The organism is Dellaglioa algida DSM 15638, assembly GCF_001434695.1.
Taxonomy (GTDB): domain Bacteria; phylum Bacillota; class Bacilli; order Lactobacillales; family Lactobacillaceae; genus Dellaglioa; species Dellaglioa algida.
The window spans coordinates 254,583-272,176 of record NZ_AZDI01000001.1; the positions used below are offsets into that span (position 1 = coordinate 254,583).

At 35.8% G+C, this 17,594-nt stretch carries 12 protein-coding genes and 1 pseudogene; 1 reads left to right on the forward strand and 12 read right to left on the reverse strand.

Annotated features, from left to right (window positions below; translation table 11 throughout):
* Positions 1–4 precede the first annotated feature (4 nt).
* The 4 genes and pseudogenes from FC66_RS01340 to dnaE form a co-directional block, all read right to left on the reverse strand.
* Entirely contained in the window at positions 5–922 is a 918-nt protein-coding gene (locus tag FC66_RS01340) for a CvfB family protein (RefSeq protein ID WP_057973572.1), read from the reverse strand.
* Between the two features lie 253 nt (positions 923–1,175).
* Positions 1,176–2,594 (reverse strand): annotated as a pseudogene (pyk, locus tag FC66_RS01345) (pyruvate kinase); the annotation flags it as partial.
* A gap of 54 nt (positions 2,595–2,648) precedes the next feature.
* Positions 2,649–3,617, reverse strand: coding sequence for a 6-phosphofructokinase (gene pfkA / locus FC66_RS01350; protein ID WP_057973574.1), 969 nt, complete (start codon positions 3,615–3,617; stop codon positions 2,649–2,651).
* 111 nt (positions 3,618–3,728) lie between these two features.
* Entirely contained in the window at positions 3,729–7,049 is a 3,321-nt protein-coding gene (gene dnaE / locus FC66_RS01355; RefSeq protein WP_057973575.1) for a DNA polymerase III subunit alpha, read from the reverse strand.
* Between the two features lie 133 nt (positions 7,050–7,182).
* On the opposite strand from dnaE, the gene FC66_RS01360 reads away from it, so the two are divergent.
* Positions 7,183–7,371 carry a YjzD family protein gene (locus tag FC66_RS01360; protein WP_057973576.1) on the forward strand — a complete coding sequence of 63 codons (189 nt, stop codon included), beginning with the start codon at positions 7,183–7,185 and terminating at the stop codon, positions 7,369–7,371.
* A 48-nt stretch (positions 7,372–7,419) separates the two neighbouring features.
* On the opposite strand, the gene pepT is transcribed toward FC66_RS01360, so the two are convergent.
* The 8 genes from pepT to recO all read right to left on the reverse strand — a co-directional run bounded on the left by pepT (position 7,420) and on the right by recO (position 17,560).
* A complete protein-coding gene (gene pepT, locus FC66_RS01365) occupies positions 7,420–8,670 on the reverse strand; it encodes a peptidase T (RefSeq protein WP_057973577.1) in 1,251 nt (416 codons plus the stop codon).
* A gap of 58 nt (positions 8,671–8,728) precedes the next feature.
* On the reverse strand, positions 8,729–9,526 hold the full coding sequence (locus FC66_RS01370) for a Nif3-like dinuclear metal center hexameric protein (protein WP_057973578.1): 798 nt from the start codon (positions 9,524–9,526) through the stop codon (positions 8,729–8,731).
* Complete coding sequence (locus FC66_RS01375) at positions 9,523–10,218, reverse strand: tRNA (adenine(22)-N(1))-methyltransferase (RefSeq protein WP_057973579.1); 696 nt, start codon at positions 10,216–10,218, stop codon at positions 9,523–9,525. The genes FC66_RS01370 and FC66_RS01375 overlap by 4 nt, the downstream gene beginning before the upstream one ends.
* A 97-nt stretch (positions 10,219–10,315) precedes the next feature.
* Positions 10,316–11,455 (reverse strand): RNA polymerase sigma factor RpoD, encoded by a 1,140-nt coding sequence (rpoD, locus tag FC66_RS01380; protein ID WP_057973580.1) that lies wholly within the window; start codon positions 11,453–11,455, stop codon positions 10,316–10,318.
* Positions 11,456–11,469: 14 nt separating this feature from the next.
* Complete coding sequence (gene dnaG, locus FC66_RS01385; protein ID WP_057973581.1) at positions 11,470–13,329, reverse strand: DNA primase; 1,860 nt, start codon at positions 13,327–13,329, stop codon at positions 11,470–11,472.
* A 186-nt stretch (positions 13,330–13,515) separates the two neighbouring features.
* Positions 13,516–15,591: a glycine--tRNA ligase subunit beta gene (gene glyS / locus FC66_RS01390; protein WP_057973582.1), complete on the reverse strand. Its 2,076-nt coding sequence runs from the start codon at positions 15,589–15,591 to the stop codon at positions 13,516–13,518.
* Between the two features lies 1 nt (position 15,592).
* Positions 15,593–16,510 (reverse strand): glycine--tRNA ligase subunit alpha, encoded by a 918-nt coding sequence (gene glyQ / locus FC66_RS01395; protein ID WP_057973583.1) that lies wholly within the window; start codon positions 16,508–16,510, stop codon positions 15,593–15,595.
* Positions 16,511–16,777: 267 nt separating this feature from the next.
* The gene (recO, locus tag FC66_RS01400; protein WP_057973584.1) at positions 16,778–17,560 is read right to left on the reverse strand and encodes a DNA repair protein RecO; all 783 of its coding nucleotides are present in this window, start codon (positions 17,558–17,560) and stop codon (positions 16,778–16,780) included.
* Positions 17,561–17,594: the final 34 nt, after the last annotated feature.

Sequence of the window (17,594 nt, forward strand, 5' to 3'; positions counted from 1 at the left end):
CTATCTATTGATTTTCTATATCGTCAATTGATTCATCCGCATTGTTTTCAAGTTCCTCAGGCATTTTTATTAAAATAAGTTTGCCGTCTTCTTGTTTAACATAACGTCCTTTTAATAAATGACCAACTGCTCTTTTAAATTGTCCCTTGCTAATGCCAAAATATTCTTTAATATCTTCTGGATCACTTTTATCAGTGAATGGTAAACTTTGATCGTCATTATGCGTCAACGCTGCAACCAACATAGCCGCATCGTCGCCAATTGCTTCATAGGCGCGTGGTTTAATAGACAAGTTAATTGTGCCATCCGTTCTAATTCCAATCACACGACCTTCTAAGACTTGTCCTAGTCGGGGTTCGTTAAATCGTTCTGAAGGATGAATAAAACCTAAGTAATCATCATCCGTAATGACAAACGTACCAATCATTTTCAAACGAATAACCGTAAATTTCATATTCTTATTTTTTAAAGAATCATCAGGCTTTTTAGCAATCTCGCGGAACATTTCTTCATCCGCAACATCACCCCAAATACGATCTTTAGCATCTATTTTAAGACCGACCATTAATCGATCACCGGCTTTTGGCCAAAGTGATTTCATTTCTGGTAAGTCATCTAGCGAAACTGCTACATCTTTATCTGGCAAGCCGATATCAACAAAGACACCTAAATCTCTCCTAACCTTAACCACATCTCCAAAAGCGTATTGATCTATACCTGCTCTAGGGATAGTTGTTGAAAGACTTAAGTCGTGGTCCTCATTTTCATAAACAAAGCCTTTAACCATTGAACCATTTGTCAATTGACCATTTGTATCATCTTTTAGCAAATGCATTGTTGTGCCATCTTTTTGTACTAAAAACTCTGTGTCGTTCTCATCGGTTACCATTGCGGTAACAATTTGTCCCATAATTGAACTCATTTATTTCTCCATTTCAAAAAATCTTATTTATTTTATGCCAATTTATTTATATTCATAAAATCACTATATGACTTCATTTTACCTGATATTAGGCTTAATAGCCAATTGAATAAAAATATTGAGTAATAAAAAAAGCGGCTAGACTTATGAAGTCTAACCACTTTTTCAGTGTGAAATTGATACAAGATTCGGTTTATCATGGCAACTAATGTCACCGAAAAACTCAAAAACTTGAATCTTGATACAATTAATCTACTAATTGAACTTTCAAACTGTTTGTTGTACCTTTTTCACCAACTGGAAGACCAGCAGTAATTAAGATAAGGTCGCCTTTTTTAGCAAAACCTAATTCTTTAGCTTTTTCAGTTGCTAAGCTAAACAATGCATCTGTTGATGCTGGTTTTTCAGCGATAATTGGGTGAACACCCCAGTTAACTGATAAACCATGACGAGTTTGTTCGTCAAAAGTAATTGCTAAGATATCTGAATCAGGACGGTATTTAGAAATCATACGTGCAGTTTGACCCGATTTTGTAGCAGCGATGATTGTTTTGATACCTAAGCTATCAGCTGTTTCAGCAACTGCACGGCCGATAGTTTCTGTAACGTCACTCTTATCGAATTCATTTAAAACAAATGAACCATGAGCGCGTAAAGCATTTTCAGCTTTTTCATCAATACGAGCCATTGTTGCAACTGATTCTACAGGGTAGTCACCGTTAGCACTTTCACCTGAAAGCATTGTTGCATCTGTTCCATCAAATACGGCATTAGCAACATCAGAAGCTTCAGCACGTGTAGGACGTGGATTTTCTTGCATTGAATCAAGCATTTGAGTAGCAGTAATAACTGGTTTGCCCAAAGCATTACATTTTTTGATTAAATCTTTTTGAACTAAAGGTACATTTTCAGCAGGAATTTCAACACCCATATCACCACGGGCAATCATTAATCCTTCAGAAACTTCCATGATAGCATCAATGTTATCAATACCTTCTTGTGATTCAATTTTAGGGAAGATTTGAACATGTTCCATCCCTTTTTCTTCAAGTAAAGCACGGATATCTAAAACATCAGCTGGTTTACGTACAAAACTAGCAGCAATGAAATCAATATTTTGATCTAAACCAAAACGGATATCATCTGAATCTTTTTCAGTAATACCAGGTAAGTTAATTGATACACCAGGAGCGTTAACACCTTTACGTGAACCTAAACGACCAGCATTCATAACAGTTGTTACTAATTCTTTAGCAGCTGTATCGATTTCGTCAATTCTCATATCGATAAGACCATCATCAAATAATACGTGGCCTCCAACATGAACATCTTCGATTAAACCTGGGTAAGTAACAGCAATCTTTTCATGTGTTCCTTCAAGAGAGTCATCCATTGAAATACGAACGATATCGTTGATTTCAAAGTTGATTTTACCTTCTTTTTGAACAGTAGTACGGATTTCTGCACCCTTAGTATCAAGCATGATACCAACCATTTTACCAGTAATTTTTTCTGCTTCATGAACTAAAGTCATACGACCTAAATGTTCTTCATGGTCACCATGAGAAAAGTTGAAACGGAAAACATTAGCACCGGCTTCGATTAATTTAACAATTGTATCAAGATCTGAACTGGCTGGACCAAGTGTACTTACGATTTTAGTTTTTTTCATTATATTATGATCTCCTCTTAGTTTACTTATTATTTATAAATAACGATATTATAATTATCTAGGTGTTGATAGTCGTGCGTTTAAGTCTAAAAGACTTAAATCAGTATGATGTTTATGTTCTTCAAGCGTTGCAACGATATCTTCAGCAACTAATTCGTTGTTTTGAATACCGATGGCTAATCCGCCCTTACCTTCCATGAGAAGTTGAACAGCATAATCACCAAAGCGACTTGCTAAGACACGATCTTTGGCAGTTGGTACACCACCACGTTGTGTATGACCCAAGATAGTCACACGTGTTTCAAAATTACCGTATGTGTCCAATTCGGCAGCAAAATCGCTAGCGCCCATAACACCTTCGGCTAATACGATAATTCCTGAATCCTTGCCATGTTCACGGTTATTGTTGAGTTTATCCGCAATTTCTTGCATGTTATACCCCTTTTCAGGAATAACAATAATATCAGCGCCACCGGCAATACCAGACCACAAAGCGATATCTCCAGCGTTTCTACCCATAACTTCAACGATAAATGTACGTTGATGTGAACGAGCAGTGTCGCGAATACGATCAATTGCATCAAGAGCTGTATTAACAGCTGTATCAAATCCAACTGTAAAATCTGTATCAGGAATATCATTATCGATTGTTCCTGGAATACCAACAGCATTAAATCCACGTTTTGTGAGTGCAAGAGCACCATGATATGAACCATCCCCACCGATAACAACTAAAGCATCAATACCGAACTTCTTAAGTTGTTCGATACCCTTTAATTGCCCTTCAGCAGTTGCAAATTCAGGATAACGAGCTGAGTACAACATTGTTCCACCACGTTGAATAACATCATCAACGTCAGCATATTCAATTTTATGAATATCCCCGGCAACTAAGCCTGCAAAACCATAGTTAATACCATATGCTTCTAATCCTTCACCAATTACACGACGTGCAACAGCACGAACTGAAGCGTTCATACCTGGCGCATCTCCACCACTTGTTAAAATACCAATGCGTTTCATTTCTTCACCTCAATAAGTAATTTAAGTACATATTTCACTCACTATGTTAACACTTTTCAGAAAAGTTGTCTTGTTAAATGTGAAAATATTTTCAGTATTTTCATGAACTGATTATTTAATGACGACATTTTCAGAACCCAACGTTTTTGTAAGCGCTGTATGTGTTTCTTCATCATCCCTCAACCAATAAGTTCTATCCAAACTGATTTTTCGATTGTCTTTTTCGTAGTATAAAATGACAGGTGTCTGACCCAATCGTTTTTTCATTATTTGCATTAATTCTTCTATTTTTTCATTAGTCGATTCTTTAGAAATTTTTAGAAACCATTTTTTTTGTGTCAATTTAGCAAAATAGTCATCTGCTAAATCAATGTTTTTCACAATAATTTGCAAACCTCTGTTTGTCTCAACATCCCCTGACACGACGACAACTTTATTTTTTTCAAGTAATGATTCTTTTTGTCGAAATAAATCAGGAAATATTGTTAAATCTATTTCACTTGTTTCATCTGAACCATTCAAAAAGGCCATTTGTTGGCCTTTTTTCGTACGAATAACTTTAATCTTAGTTAAGTTAACTAAAATAGTAACGCGCGTTTTTTCGTTTATTTCTGAAATTTTTTGTATCATAGTTTGACCCACTTGTTTACGATATTTTTCAATTGGATGCCCAGATAAATATGCCCCCAGATATTGGGATTCTTTCTCTAACCGAAACATCAGTGGAAAATTTGATTGTCTCGCTATTTTAGGCGTTAATAGTTCAAATAGATTCGTATTATTTCCACTTAAATCAATACTACTAATCAATTCTGGCAAAGCGCCAACCAGCTCTGCACGATTGTAGTCAAATTGGTCAAAGCAACCAGCATAAATGAGCGCTGCAATATTTTCTTCATTCAAATATTTCTTATCTATCCGGTGTAGAAAAGCCTGAAAATCTATGAAAAGTGCTTCTTGACGTAAATAAATAATATGCTCAATAAAATCTTTTCTAAGTCCCTTTATACTACCTAATCCGAACAAAACAATATTGTTCTGTAAACTGAACCCTGCCTCACTAAGATTAATATCAGGTAATTTAATAGTTACCTGATATTGTTTGGCTTCGACAAGATATTCTTTTATTTTTTGCGGATTGTTACCCACAGAATTCAGAATTGCTTCGAAAAAGGCCGCCGGGTAATTGGCCTTGATATAAGCTAATTGAAATGCAATTTTACTATAAGCGACTGCATGTGATCGATTAAATCCGTAGTTAGCAAATCGCTCAATATATTGATAAACAACTTCAGCAACGGATTCTTGTATACCATTTTTACGTGCTCCTTGAACAAATTGGGTACGCATTTCATCGATGGTTTTCTTCTTTTTCTTACTCATCGCACGACGTAATAAATCAGCTTCGCCCAACGTAAAATTACCCATTTTTGATGCAACTTGCATGACTTGTTCCTGATAAACTAAAACGCCATAAGTTGGTTCAAGAATTTGCTTCAAACTATCATCTGGAAATGTTATTTGTTCAAGTCCATGTTTACGCGCAATAAATGTATCAATATTCTCCATTGGACCCGGACGATATAATGCATTCACGGCAGCAACATCTTCGAAAGACGTCGGTTGTAACTTTTTCAAAACGTTCTTTATGCCGCTTGATTCAAATTGAAAAACACCCGAAGTATCGCCCATTCTAAAAAGAGCTAACGTTTTTTCGTCTTCTAGATTGATAAGCGCGGGATCAAAGTTGACCTGATAATTTTTCTTAACCTGCTTAACAGCTTGATCTAAAATGTTCAAATTACGTAATCCTAAGATATCAATTTTTAATAACCCAACATTTTCAACTAAATCTTTGGAGTACTGCGTCAATAAAATATCGTCACTCCCATTTTGTAAGGGTGCAACTTCCCGCAAATCAATTTGGCTGAGTACAACCCCGGCCGCATGAGTCGAATAATGTCTGGGTATTCCTTCAATATGCTGAGCAATTGTAAAAATACCTTTATTTTTTGTACTATCATTGACTAGATTACGTAATTTTTGAGATTGTGCTAACGCATCCGACAATGTTATTTTCAAGACATTTGGTATCGCATCACTCCAGCTTTTCATTTCAAATGGCGATATACCGAAAACACGACCAACATCCCTTAAAGCTTGTTTAGCTGCCATCGTTCCAAACGTAATAATTTGAGCCATATGGTAATGGCCGTATTTTTGATGCAAGTATTCAAGAATCATTCCCCGTTTGTCATCAGGTATATCCAGATCAATATCTGGCATTTGCACTCGTTTTGAATTTAAAAAACGTTCAAATAACAAGTCGTATTGGATTGGGTCAACATCTGTAATTGTTAAAGCATAAGCAGTGAGGGCACCAGCAGAGGACCCTCGTCCAGGACCGGTAATAATTTGCTTTGAATGTGCATAGTTCATGATATCCCAAACAATTAAAAAATAGTCTTCGAATCCCATCTCTTGAATAACGCCTAGTTCAAGATCTAATCTTTGTTTATACTCATCGGGAACCCCATTCGGAAATCGTGCGTTTAAACCCGAATTACTAAGTTTTTTTAAATAGCTATGAGCCGTCTCATTGTCTGGTAAAGGATATTCTGGTAGTTTGGGTTGTGAAAATGTCAACTTTAGAGATGTCGCATCCGCCACGTTTTGCGTTTCCTGAACGGCTTCTACCATGGATATTGCCTGATAATTATCCATTATCTCATTTGGATTTATTAGCGAGTATGCCCCTTGTACCTGTTCACCCAGTTGATCAGCCGGAATTGTCTCCCCGTTACTAATTGCCTTTAATACGTCAACATCGGATTGGTTTTCGGGATTGAGGTAACTAACTTCATCTAAGGCTATCACTCGCATATTGTAGCTATCAGCCAGAGCCTTAATTGATTGTGCAGTGATTGTATCCATTCGATGTGATAATCCAATTCGGACATTTTTTGAACCCATTAAGCTTTGATATTTAGCTAATAAGTCTTTCACATCAGAAATTTGACTTTGTTCAATTAAATAACTAAATTCGCTTTTCTCGTTAGGTGACAAAATAAATAATCCATCTAAATAATCAGCAAGGTAATCAAAATTTAAATATCCTTCACTTAGGGTCATTTTTAAAGTTGATAATCGCATTAAATTCTGATAACCTTGCTTATTTTTAGCAATAAAAGTCAGTTCGTACTCCTGATCCGTTTCAATTAAACCAGCAATATCTAATGTCAGTCCGATAATTGGTTTAATCCCAACTTTCTGACAGGCATTATAAAAATCAATTGCACCATACAATACATTGTTATCTGTTAGAGCGATTGTTTCGTAGCCTTGCTCTTGTGCTTTTTGAACCAAATCATTAATTTTAGTGGTGCTTTGTAATAAGCTAAATGAACTTTTAACTTTTAACGGCACAAACATAATGACCCTCCTTTTTATGTATCTATTACTGCTATTATACAAAACTTTCTAACAATACCCAACAGACACTAAAAAGCTTTTGCAAAAATAAATATTTGTGTTAAAATTACTTTTGAATGTGAGGTGCTGTTATATGATGAAACAATTAACAATTCTCTTTTGGGGCTTCATTTTTGGTGAAGTAATTGGCTATATCGTAAGCTCATTAACTGGTACGCTCTTTGCTCCAGTTTTACAAATCGGTATTATCTTCGCAGTTGCTGGCTCAATTGTCGTGAACTGTCTCTACGCCATAATCAAAGATCCTAAATCTGATAAATAAAAAAAGATAAACTAATTAGTTTATCTTTTTTTATTTATCTTAAAATGACTATTTTGTTTCTTCAGATACTAATTTTACAATTTCCAACACAACATCTGTTGCCTTTTCCATCGTTTCTACTGAGACAAACTCAAATCGTGCGTGCATATTTTCTGCTCCAGCAAACAAGTTTGGTGTTGGTAATCCCATAAATGAAATTTTCGAACCGTCTGTTCCTCCACGAACCGGATAGATATCAGGTTTAATTGATAAGTTTTCCATGGCTTGTTTAGCAACATTCACAACGGTCATATCTTTTTCGATTACTTCGCGCATATTATAATACTGATCTGCCATATCAATTGTGACACGATCTGTATCGAATTCAGCATTCATCTTATCAGCAACACCCATCATAAATTTCTTACGATCTTCAAATTTTTGATGGTCATGATCACGAATAATGTAAACCATTTTTGCTTCATCTACTGTGCCATCCACTGAAATCAAATGATAGAAACCTTCGCGACCTTCAGTCTTTTCAGGAACCTCATCTTGTGGTAAAAGTGAATCAAATTGACTTGCTAATTTATTTGCATTAATTAAAACTCCTTTGGCAGTTGCGGGATGAACTTCTTTACCCTGAATTGAAATAACCGCTTGCGCAGCATTGAATGTTTCGTATTCCAACTCACCTAATGGCCCACCATCTACTGTATAAGCAAGGTCAGCACCGAAATCTTTAACATCAAATTTATCTGCTCCTACACCAATTTCTTCATCAGGTCCGATTCCAACCTTAACATCTCCATGCTTAATCTCTGGATGCGCAACTAAGTAAGCTACGGCCGTGAAAATTTCAGCAACACCAGATTTATCATCCGATCCTAGTAAAGTTGACCCATCTGTTGTTATAAGTGTATTACCTTTATAATTTTTTAAATTAGGAAATTCTTTAACAGTTAATTTAAATTTACCTTCATCATCAAGATTAATATCAGATTCACCATCATAATTTTCAACAAATTGAGGATTAACACCCTCTGCCGTAAAGGCTGCTGTATCCATATGCGAAATAAATCCAACCGCTTTTACTTTTACATCATTTTCTAAATTACTGGGCAACGTTGCTAAAACGTACCCACTTTTTTCAGAAATGCGTGCATTAGTTAATCCAATCTCTAAAAGTTCCTTCTTTAATTCTTTTGCAAATTCAACTTGAGTTTGCGTTGAAGGCGTCAATCCTGAATTTTCATCAGAGCGAGTTTCTGTTTTAACGTACTTAATAAAACGTGGAATTAATTCTTCATATTTTGTCATGATGGCATATCTCCTAATATTATTATTTAATAATTCTAATGATACTCTAATTTTTCAATTAAATAAACTGAAATGGATCTGTATTGATAGTTGATTCAATCGTTTCAATTTGCCAATCATTATCAATAGTCCATTCGTCAAATAATCGTTTCAGTTGAGGCTTACAAATACTTTCAATATGATGTCCAGGATCCACAGCAGACAGACCTTCAGCTAGCATGTCGTGAGCTGTATGATAGTAAACATCCCCAGTCACATAGACATCTGCCTGATTCTTAATTGCCTCGGGATAAAATTTCCCACCATCGCCACCCAAAATGGCAACTCGCTTAACTGATTGCGTTAAATCAGTTGAGATAACCCGTAGTCCACTGAGATTAAATTGTTGTTTACAGTACTCTGAAAACTCAGCAACGGTCATTTCATTCTTTAGATTCCCTACACGACCCATTCCGTAATCCATACTCGTCGTATGCACTAGAGGTATTGTCTTTTGCAAGCCTAATTGATCTGCCAACCAATCATTCATCCCACAAACAACATTATCTAAATTAGTATGTGCGGCATAGACGGTAATATCATGACTCAATAAATCAGCATACATTTTATTTTGCGGATTCGTCGTATCTAGGTTCTTAGCTGGCCTGAACATCAATGGGTGATGCGCAAAAATAAAATCAACATTTTTATCGATTGCTTCTTGAACAACTTCTGGACGGACATCAAGTGTCGTCATCACCTTAGAGACTTTATTATTTATATTTCCTAACTGGAGACCAACCGGATCGCCCATTTCAGCCATATTTTTGGGCGCAAATAGTTCAAACCGTTGAATTAAGTCACTAATTCTTGTCATTTTAACATCTCCTCAATTTCTTTGATATCAATTTCTAGGACCTTTTTTTTATCAATTGGCACCTCATTAGCAGCCGCAAAATGTTTTAAAACTTCACGTTTTTTGGCCATTTGGTGTTGCCATTTAGATTTAAATACCTCATTTTGTTCAATTCTTAGATTAGGTCCGTATTTTAAGTCTAACGAAGAGTATCCAACTTTATTACTAACCTTTTCGGCCACAATAATCTCATAGACGTGGTGATCATCTTCAACGATGTCCTCATCAATAATTTGATAAGAATGATTCATTAACCATTCTCGAATTAATTCTTGACCAACATTAGGTTGAATGATCAATCGACGAACGCCCGCCAACTTCTCTAAATCGGCATTAAAAATGTCTCTTATTAATGGGCCACCCATTCCTGCAATCGTAATCGTATCAATGTTATCGTCCATTTTAATTGCCTTCAATCCATTAGCTAACCGCGGCATAATCATATGATCTAACCGTTCTGTATTAATTTCTGTCACCGCATTTTCATAGGGCCCTTTTGCTACCTCGCCGGCAACCGCATATGAAATAATTTTGTTAATGGCTAAATAGGCTGGAAGATAAGCATGATCTGATCCAATATCAGCTAACCGTGCATCTTTTAGGACAAATTTTGCAACTTTTATTAATCGATCTGACAAATGACGTGCATCCATGTGTTTGTTCCTCTTCTTTCGCGTGTTATCTTCCTTCATTATAACTAAAAAAAAGCGATTATAAAACAGGTTTCGTTTTATAATCGCTTTTAAATTTTTATTCTAAGAAATCTTTTAATTGTTTTGAACGAGATGGATGACGTAATTTGCGTAATGCCTTAGCTTCAATTTGACGAATACGTTCACGCGTCACACCAAAGACTTTACCAACCTCTTCAAGTGTTCTTGTACGACCATCGTCAAGACCGAATCTTAGACGCAAGACATTTTCTTCACGATCAGTTAGGGTATCAAGAACATTTTCAAGTTGTTCCTTCAAGAGTTCATAAGCAGCATGATCAGCTGGACTTGTTGCATCTTGATCTTCAATAAAATCACCTAAGTGAGAATCATCTTCTTCACCAATTGGTGTCTCCAATGAAACAGGTTCTTGAGCAATTTTCAAAATTTCACGAACTTTTTCAGCTGGCATTGCTGGCATGTCCATTTCGGCACCAATCTCTTCAGGAATTGGTTCACGAACAAGTTCTTGTAATAATTGGCGTTGAATTCTGATTAATTTATTGATTGTTTCAACCATATGAACGGGAATTCTAATCGTACGAGCTTGATCAGCAATTGCACGTGTAATTGCTTGTCTAATCCACCATGTTGCATACGTTGAAAACTTAAATCCTTTACGATAATCAAATTTTTCAACGGCTTTCATTAGGCCCATGTTACCTTCTTGAATTAAATCAAGGAACTGCATCCCACGACCAACATAACGTTTAGCAATCGATACAACCAAACGCAAGTTAGCTTCTGCCAATTTTTGTTTAGCTTCTTCGTCGCCTTCTTCAATTTTCAAAGCCAAAGCAACTTCTTCTTCGGCTTTTAAAAGATTAACACGACCAATTTCTTTCAAATACATTCTAACCGGATCATTAATTTTAATTCCGGTTGGTGCAGAAGTATCTTTTAAAGCTTTTTTCGTTACTTTTTCAGCAGCTTTTAAACTGTGTTCACTTGGGTTTCCCTCTTCATCAACGACAGCAATACCAGAATCTTCAATTTTTTGAAGCAATTTATCCATACGATCAGCATCTAAATGAAAAGGCGTTGCTAATTCATTTGTTAAATCATCATACTTAATTTCTTTTTTCACTTTGTATTCTTTGATTAACTTCGTTTGTGCCTTTTTGAATCCTTTTTCATCAAATTCTGTTTCTTCGACTTTTTCTACTTTTTTTACCATTAATAATTCCTCCCTTAGATGGATGTTCGTGGTACTTGTTGTTTTTGATACAACGCTATTAACTTAAATGATAGTTCATTTGTTAGTTCGGTATTGCCCAAACGAGTTGCCTCCGCAAGATCAGAACGAACTTGATTAATTGACCGTTCAATTGGCGAATCATTCATGATAACTGATACGCAATCATTCAGTTCATCTTCTGATGAATTATCCGAAACAGTCATTAATTCAATCTGCATTACGAATCGTTTTAAAGCTTCCTCGGGTAGATAATCTAGGAAACTAGCAATTTCATATTGATCGTGCAGGTCCAGATAACCTTCAGCCAGCGTATATATCAACTGATAATTATCATGAACAAAACTGAAGTCATCGACTGCTCTGATTTTTAACCATGCCGTATGATCGTGCAATACACGATACAATAACAACCTTTCGGCCCTCTCAACGCGATCAATTTTCTCATCTCGCATGATTTCTTGATGTTGTTCAATAGGTGGCTCGTCCGTCCGAACTCTTACCGGATTAACCCTCTGTTGCGGTTCTCTTGGTTGATTAGCTACTAAATCTACTAGTTGTTGTCTTAAAATTGTTTTATCAATTTTAAATTCATCAGCCAATTGATTAACATAAATATCTTGTTCAAAGGGTGTTTTTATTGTAGCTAAAACTCGTAAGACTTGATCAATATAATCAATTTGCTCACTTTCATTTTTTAAATTTCGATCTCGTTTTAAAAAGTTCATTTTAAATGAGATCGTCGTTTCCCGAGCGGAGTGAGCCAACTCAAGAAACGCTTCTTTACCATTTTTTGTAACAAACTCATCAGGATCCATGCCATTAGGAATGACCAGCACGCCAACCTTCATCTTCGTTTGGTTGGTCAATAAATCTAAAGCACGATTGGTTGCATTTTGTCCAGGGTCATCCCCATCGTAACAAATATTTAACTGCGAAGTTGAACGTTCTAACAAATAAATCTGTTCATTTGTTAGACTGGTTCCCATTGATGCAACACCATTTTTAACGCCAGAACGATAGGCGGCTATAACATCCATAAACCCTTCGAACAAAATAACATTACCCTCTGTTCGAATTTCTTTTTTAGCTAAATCGTAATTGAATAAAATATCACGTTTGTTAAAAATAGGTGTTTCTGGACTATTTAGATACTTTGGTAGGTCTTTATTTTTCTCGAGTAAACGACCTGAAAATGCAACAACCTGTCCGTTTTGATTTCTAATCGGAAACATCACACGATTAATAAAACGTTCACGTAGGTTACCCGCTTGATTCTCAATGAATAGACCAGACTGTCTTAATATCTGATAATCTAGTTTCTTTTCATTAAAGAAATCCTGCAATACTGATTTTTCAGGTGCAAACCCAATTTGGAAAGTTGTAATATCTTCATCAGTCATCCCTCGATTGTGCAGATAATCCAGAGCTTTTTGTCCCATCTCTGTATTCATTAGGATATGCTGATACAACTTAGTAGCATCATCGTGAAGCTGCTTTAATTGACGATTTTCAGTCGATTCTTGGGTCTTAGCCAACTGAGATTGAGCATACTTACTGTCAATCTCTATACCAGCAAATTCTGCAACTTTATTCACTGACTCTGGAAAACTAAGCCCATCCAATTCAATTAAGAATTTAAAAACATTACCGCCTCGTCCACAACTAAAACAATGGAAGATTTGCTTCTCTTCACTAACAGAAAATGAAGGCGTCTTTTCTTCATGAAACGGACACAAACCCATAAAATTACTACCGGATTTTTTCAACCCAACGTATTGACTAATGACATCCGTAATATTCACACTTGTTCTTACATGTTCAATTACATTCTCCGGTATTCTCATTCTAGCCATTCACCTCCAAACCTAACGATACGAAGTTATACATCTTTTTGAGTACCCATAATAATAACATTGATTTGACATGAATACAATAATTAGCTCCAACTATTAGACACATTTGTCAAATATGCGTATTCAGATTCTACTACCAACCAAAAAGTAGAAAATTACCTTCTCAGATAATTTTCCACTCCCATATTATTTAATATTTAATTTCTCTAAATCGCCTAATTTAGAACTCATTTTGGCAATTAAACTTAATTGGTTTAAACGATTCTGCTTAATTTTAGCATCCTCTACCATAACCATTGTCTGATCAAAGTAATTTTCAATTAATGGACGAATATCACTCAATACATGATATAACTCTTCCGGTGTCAAATCACCGATTCGACGTTGAATTGTCTTAACTCGTTCAAACAATTCTTTTTCAGCAACGTTATCCAATAACGTTGCCTCCACTGACAAATCAGTTTCGTCATTTTTGTCAGCCAACTTTAAGACACGAGTAACGGCTTCAATTGTTTCTCTAAAATCACTATCTTTTTTATGCGCTTCAAGCGTTACCGCTGCTTCCGCCATTGTTAACAAATCTGCATCTGTACTGCCAATAACACTTTCAATGACATCATAACTTACCTTTTGATTTGAGAACCATTGTTTCATACGATCATTAATAAAGCTTAAAACTTCTAAATCATTCTCACCTACGGACATCTTTGTAAATAATGCCGGGTGAAGTGTCGCTAATGCTTTAATATCGTTTAACACTTCAAGTGGTGAAAAACGCCATTGACGTGATTCAACAATTCTAACCACACCGAATGCTTGACGACGAAGTGCGTATGGATCATTTGATCCGGTTGGAATTAATCCTACTGAGAAGAAACTCGAAATGCTATCTAATTTATCAGCAATTGCAAGAACTGCACCAATTTTTGATTTAGGTAATTCACCGTCTGCACTAATAGGCATATAGTGTTCAGAAACGGCTTGCGCAACAGCTGGATCTTCACCCATCAATAAAGCATATTTTTCGCCCATTATTCCTTGGAGTTCTGAAAATTCACCAACCATTCCGGTTACTAAATCAAACTTATAAATTTCACTGGCTCTTTGTAAAAGTGCTAACTCACGGTCGTTTAAGCCCTCACGTTTACCAATGATTTGAGCCATTAACTGGACACGTTCCATTTTTTCATATGTTGACCCAATTTTATCATGGAAGGTTACATTTTTTAATCGTTCAACGTAGCCATCAATGGTTTGCTTTTGATCTTCCTGATAGAAAAATGCGGCATCTTCTAAACGTGCCGTAAGAACTTTTTCATTTCCGGCCTCTACGTTAGCAATGTTGGCTTCTGTACCATTACGGACTGAAACAAACATAGGTAAGATAGCGTCATTTTGGTCACGCACATAAAAGAATCTTTGATGATCCTTCATTGAAGTCATTAAGACAACATCGGGAATATCTAAATATTTTTCATCAAAATGGCCAGAAAATACAGTTGGATATTCAACCAAGTTATTAACTTCTTCCAAAAGATCTTCGTCAACAATAATATGCCAACTTTGATTATTTTCAAGGGCATTAATCTGTGTTCTGATTGTTTCTTTACGTTTTTTTGAGTCAACTATGACATACTGCGTTGCTAATTTTTCAACATATTCGGTTGCCGTTTCAAGATCAATCGCTTTGCCTAAAAAACGATGTCCTTGCGTTTGACGGCCAGACTCAATATTTAGAATGCTAAATGAAATTACCTCATTATCAAGTAACGCAACTAACCAACGAATTGGGCGAACATATTTAAAATCATAATTTGCCCAATGCATCATTGTAGGGAAAGTCATGGCTTCAATAACAGCTTTAATTTGAACCAAAATATCTTTGGCCGCTTTTCCAGCAATAAATTTATTAACGTAAACGTATTCAACACCTTTTAATTCTTTAAAGGTGATTTCATCTGTTGTCACTCCTTGACCCCGAACAAATCCTTTAGCAGCATTTGACCAGTTTCCCTCGTCATCTAATGCAATTTTTTTTGCGGGTCCTTTAGCTTCTTCTTGAATATCTTCTTGTTTATCAGCCAAATCAGTTACTTCAACTGCAAGCCTTCTGGGCGTTGAGAAAGCTTTAACTTCCCCAAACGACAACCGTTGCTCTGTCAGAAAATCACTAACACGTTTAACTAATTGATTTTGACTCGGTGTCACAACATGAGCGGGTATTTCTTCTAACCCAATTTCTAATAAAAAGGAATGTGTCATCTTATTTGTCCTCCTTTAATAACTTTTCACGAAGTTTTTCATCTTTAAGTAAAGGGTAACCTAATTTTTTACGCTCTTGAACAAAGACTTTAGCAATTGATTTTGCCATATTTCTAATTCTTGCTAAGTAACCGGCACGTTCAGTCACTGAAACAGCACCACGAGCATCCAATAAATTGAACGTATGGCTACACTTCAAAACATAATCATATGCGGGATGTACTAACCCATTAACAATTTGTTTCTTAGCTTCAGTTTCATAAACATCAAATAAATTAAATAACATTTCTTGATTACTTTCTTCAAATGAGTATTTAGAATTTTCGTATTCGGGTTCTTTGAAAATATCACCATACATAACACCATCAGCCCATTCAAGATCGTAAACACTCTCAACGTCTTGTATATATGAAGAGAGACGTTCTAAACCGTAAGTAACTTCACTGGTAACCGGATGAACTTCCAAACCACCAACCTGTTGGAAGTAAGTAAACTGAGTAACTTCCATTCCATCAAGCCAAACTTCCCAACCAACACCGGCACAACCCATTGACGGATTTTCCCAATTATCTTCAACAAATCGGATATCATGTTCAGCAGGATCGATACCTAATGCGCGTAAACTATCCAAATACAAATCTTGAATGTTTGCGGGAGATGGTTTCATAACCACTTGGAATTGGTGATGTTGATAAAGACGGTTAGGATTTTCACCATAACGACCATCTGCAGGACGTCTCGAAGGTTCCACATAAGCAGCATTCCATGGTTCGGGTCCAATTGCCCGTAAGAACGTGTAGGGACTCATAGTTCCGGCCCCTTTTTCCGTATCGTAAGCTTCCATCAGCATACAGCCTTGATCAGCCCAAAACTTTTGTAATGTCATGATAATATCTTGAACAGCTAACTTTTTTGACATGATAGTCCTCCTTATTTTTAAGCACAAAAAAACCTATGCAGTCTTGTAGACCACATAGGGACGATTTTAATATCGCGGTTCCACCCTACTTCCGGTTAATTAACCGGCAGCTTCATTAACAAAGGACTCCGAAAACGCCAATAAAAATAATCAATTACTTAGCTCGCACTATTCTAAGTTCGCTTCAATAATTATGTTTACCTTTTTTCATCATAATCCTGCTATTTATTTCTTTATAATCATAGTTTAGAAACAGTTATTTGTCAATTATATTTCGGTTTTTTTCTTTAATGACACCGGCCACGAACTCATTCCATCAATAAATTTTTTACTTTTTAAATTTAGACCAACACTATTATCATAAATAACATCAATAATCTGACGTAATTCTTTTTTAGTACGTTCAGCCACTTTAATAGAATTCAATTTATCAAGATTCACCACGGAAAACTGTCTTAAATAAAAAATTGCTTTTTGAGTGGCATGAAGTCGATTATTATCAAGATACCAATGTTTGGAGCAAAGTAATCCCCCATACGCTTCAGAATAATCAAATTCTCCCTGGGTCTCTCCGCCAACGGCACACCCCTGTAATTGGGGTTGCACACCAAAGACTGACAATAGCTGAATTTCAATAATATTGGTAATAATTTCTGCATCAAATTCTTCGTCAATTAATCGGATGGCCGTTGCCACTTTTTGATACCAAACCGGAATAGGTTCGTTATCTTTAAATGCAGCATCAATCAAACTAAAAATATAAGTCGTATACGCGTTACTAACGATATCTTGTGAAATCATTTTTAATTGTTCAAACTCCTTGGCTGCATTAATGAATGAAAGTCCGTTATCGTTCAGGTTACCACTATAGGTACCAATCGTAAAAGGTAGCAATGCAGAAGATAATTTAAAGCCACGTTTTCGTGCACCTTTAATAAAAAACATTTTTTTACCATAACGATTCGTTAAAAATTTAACCAGTAAATCGCGCTCTTTATATTCTTTGCGATAAAGTAAAATACCTTCAAACTCTTCATTATTCTGAATGATGCTACACCTCCTTGTCTATACAAATAAAAATCGG

Coding starts and splice junctions, on each gene's coding strand:
- FC66_RS01340 (WP_057973572.1), bottom strand. CDS start 922: ATGAGTTCAATTATGGGACAAATTGTTACCGCAATGGTAACCGATGAG.
- pfkA (WP_057973574.1), bottom strand. CDS start 3,617: ATGAAACGCATTGGTATTTTAACAAGTGGTGGAGATGCGCCAGGTATG.
- dnaE (WP_057973575.1), bottom strand. CDS start 7,049: ATGTTTGTGCCGTTAAAAGTTAAAAGTTCATTTAGCTTATTACAAAGC.
- FC66_RS01360 (WP_057973576.1), top strand. CDS start 7,183: ATGATGAAACAATTAACAATTCTCTTTTGGGGCTTCATTTTTGGTGAA.
- pepT (WP_057973577.1), bottom strand. CDS start 8,670: ATGACAAAATATGAAGAATTAATTCCACGTTTTATTAAGTACGTTAAA.
- FC66_RS01370 (WP_057973578.1), bottom strand. CDS start 9,526: ATGACAAGAATTAGTGACTTAATTCAACGGTTTGAACTATTTGCGCCC.
- FC66_RS01375 (WP_057973579.1), bottom strand. CDS start 10,218: ATGGATGCACGTCATTTGTCAGATCGATTAATAAAAGTTGCAAAATTT.
- rpoD (WP_057973580.1), bottom strand. CDS start 11,455: ATGGTAAAAAAAGTAGAAAAAGTCGAAGAAACAGAATTTGATGAAAAA.
- dnaG (WP_057973581.1), bottom strand. CDS start 13,329: ATGGCTAGAATGAGAATACCGGAGAATGTAATTGAACATGTAAGAACA.
- glyS (WP_057973582.1), bottom strand. CDS start 15,591: ATGACACATTCCTTTTTATTAGAAATTGGGTTAGAAGAAATACCCGCT.
- glyQ (WP_057973583.1), bottom strand. CDS start 16,510: ATGTCAAAAAAGTTAGCTGTTCAAGATATTATCATGACATTACAAAAG.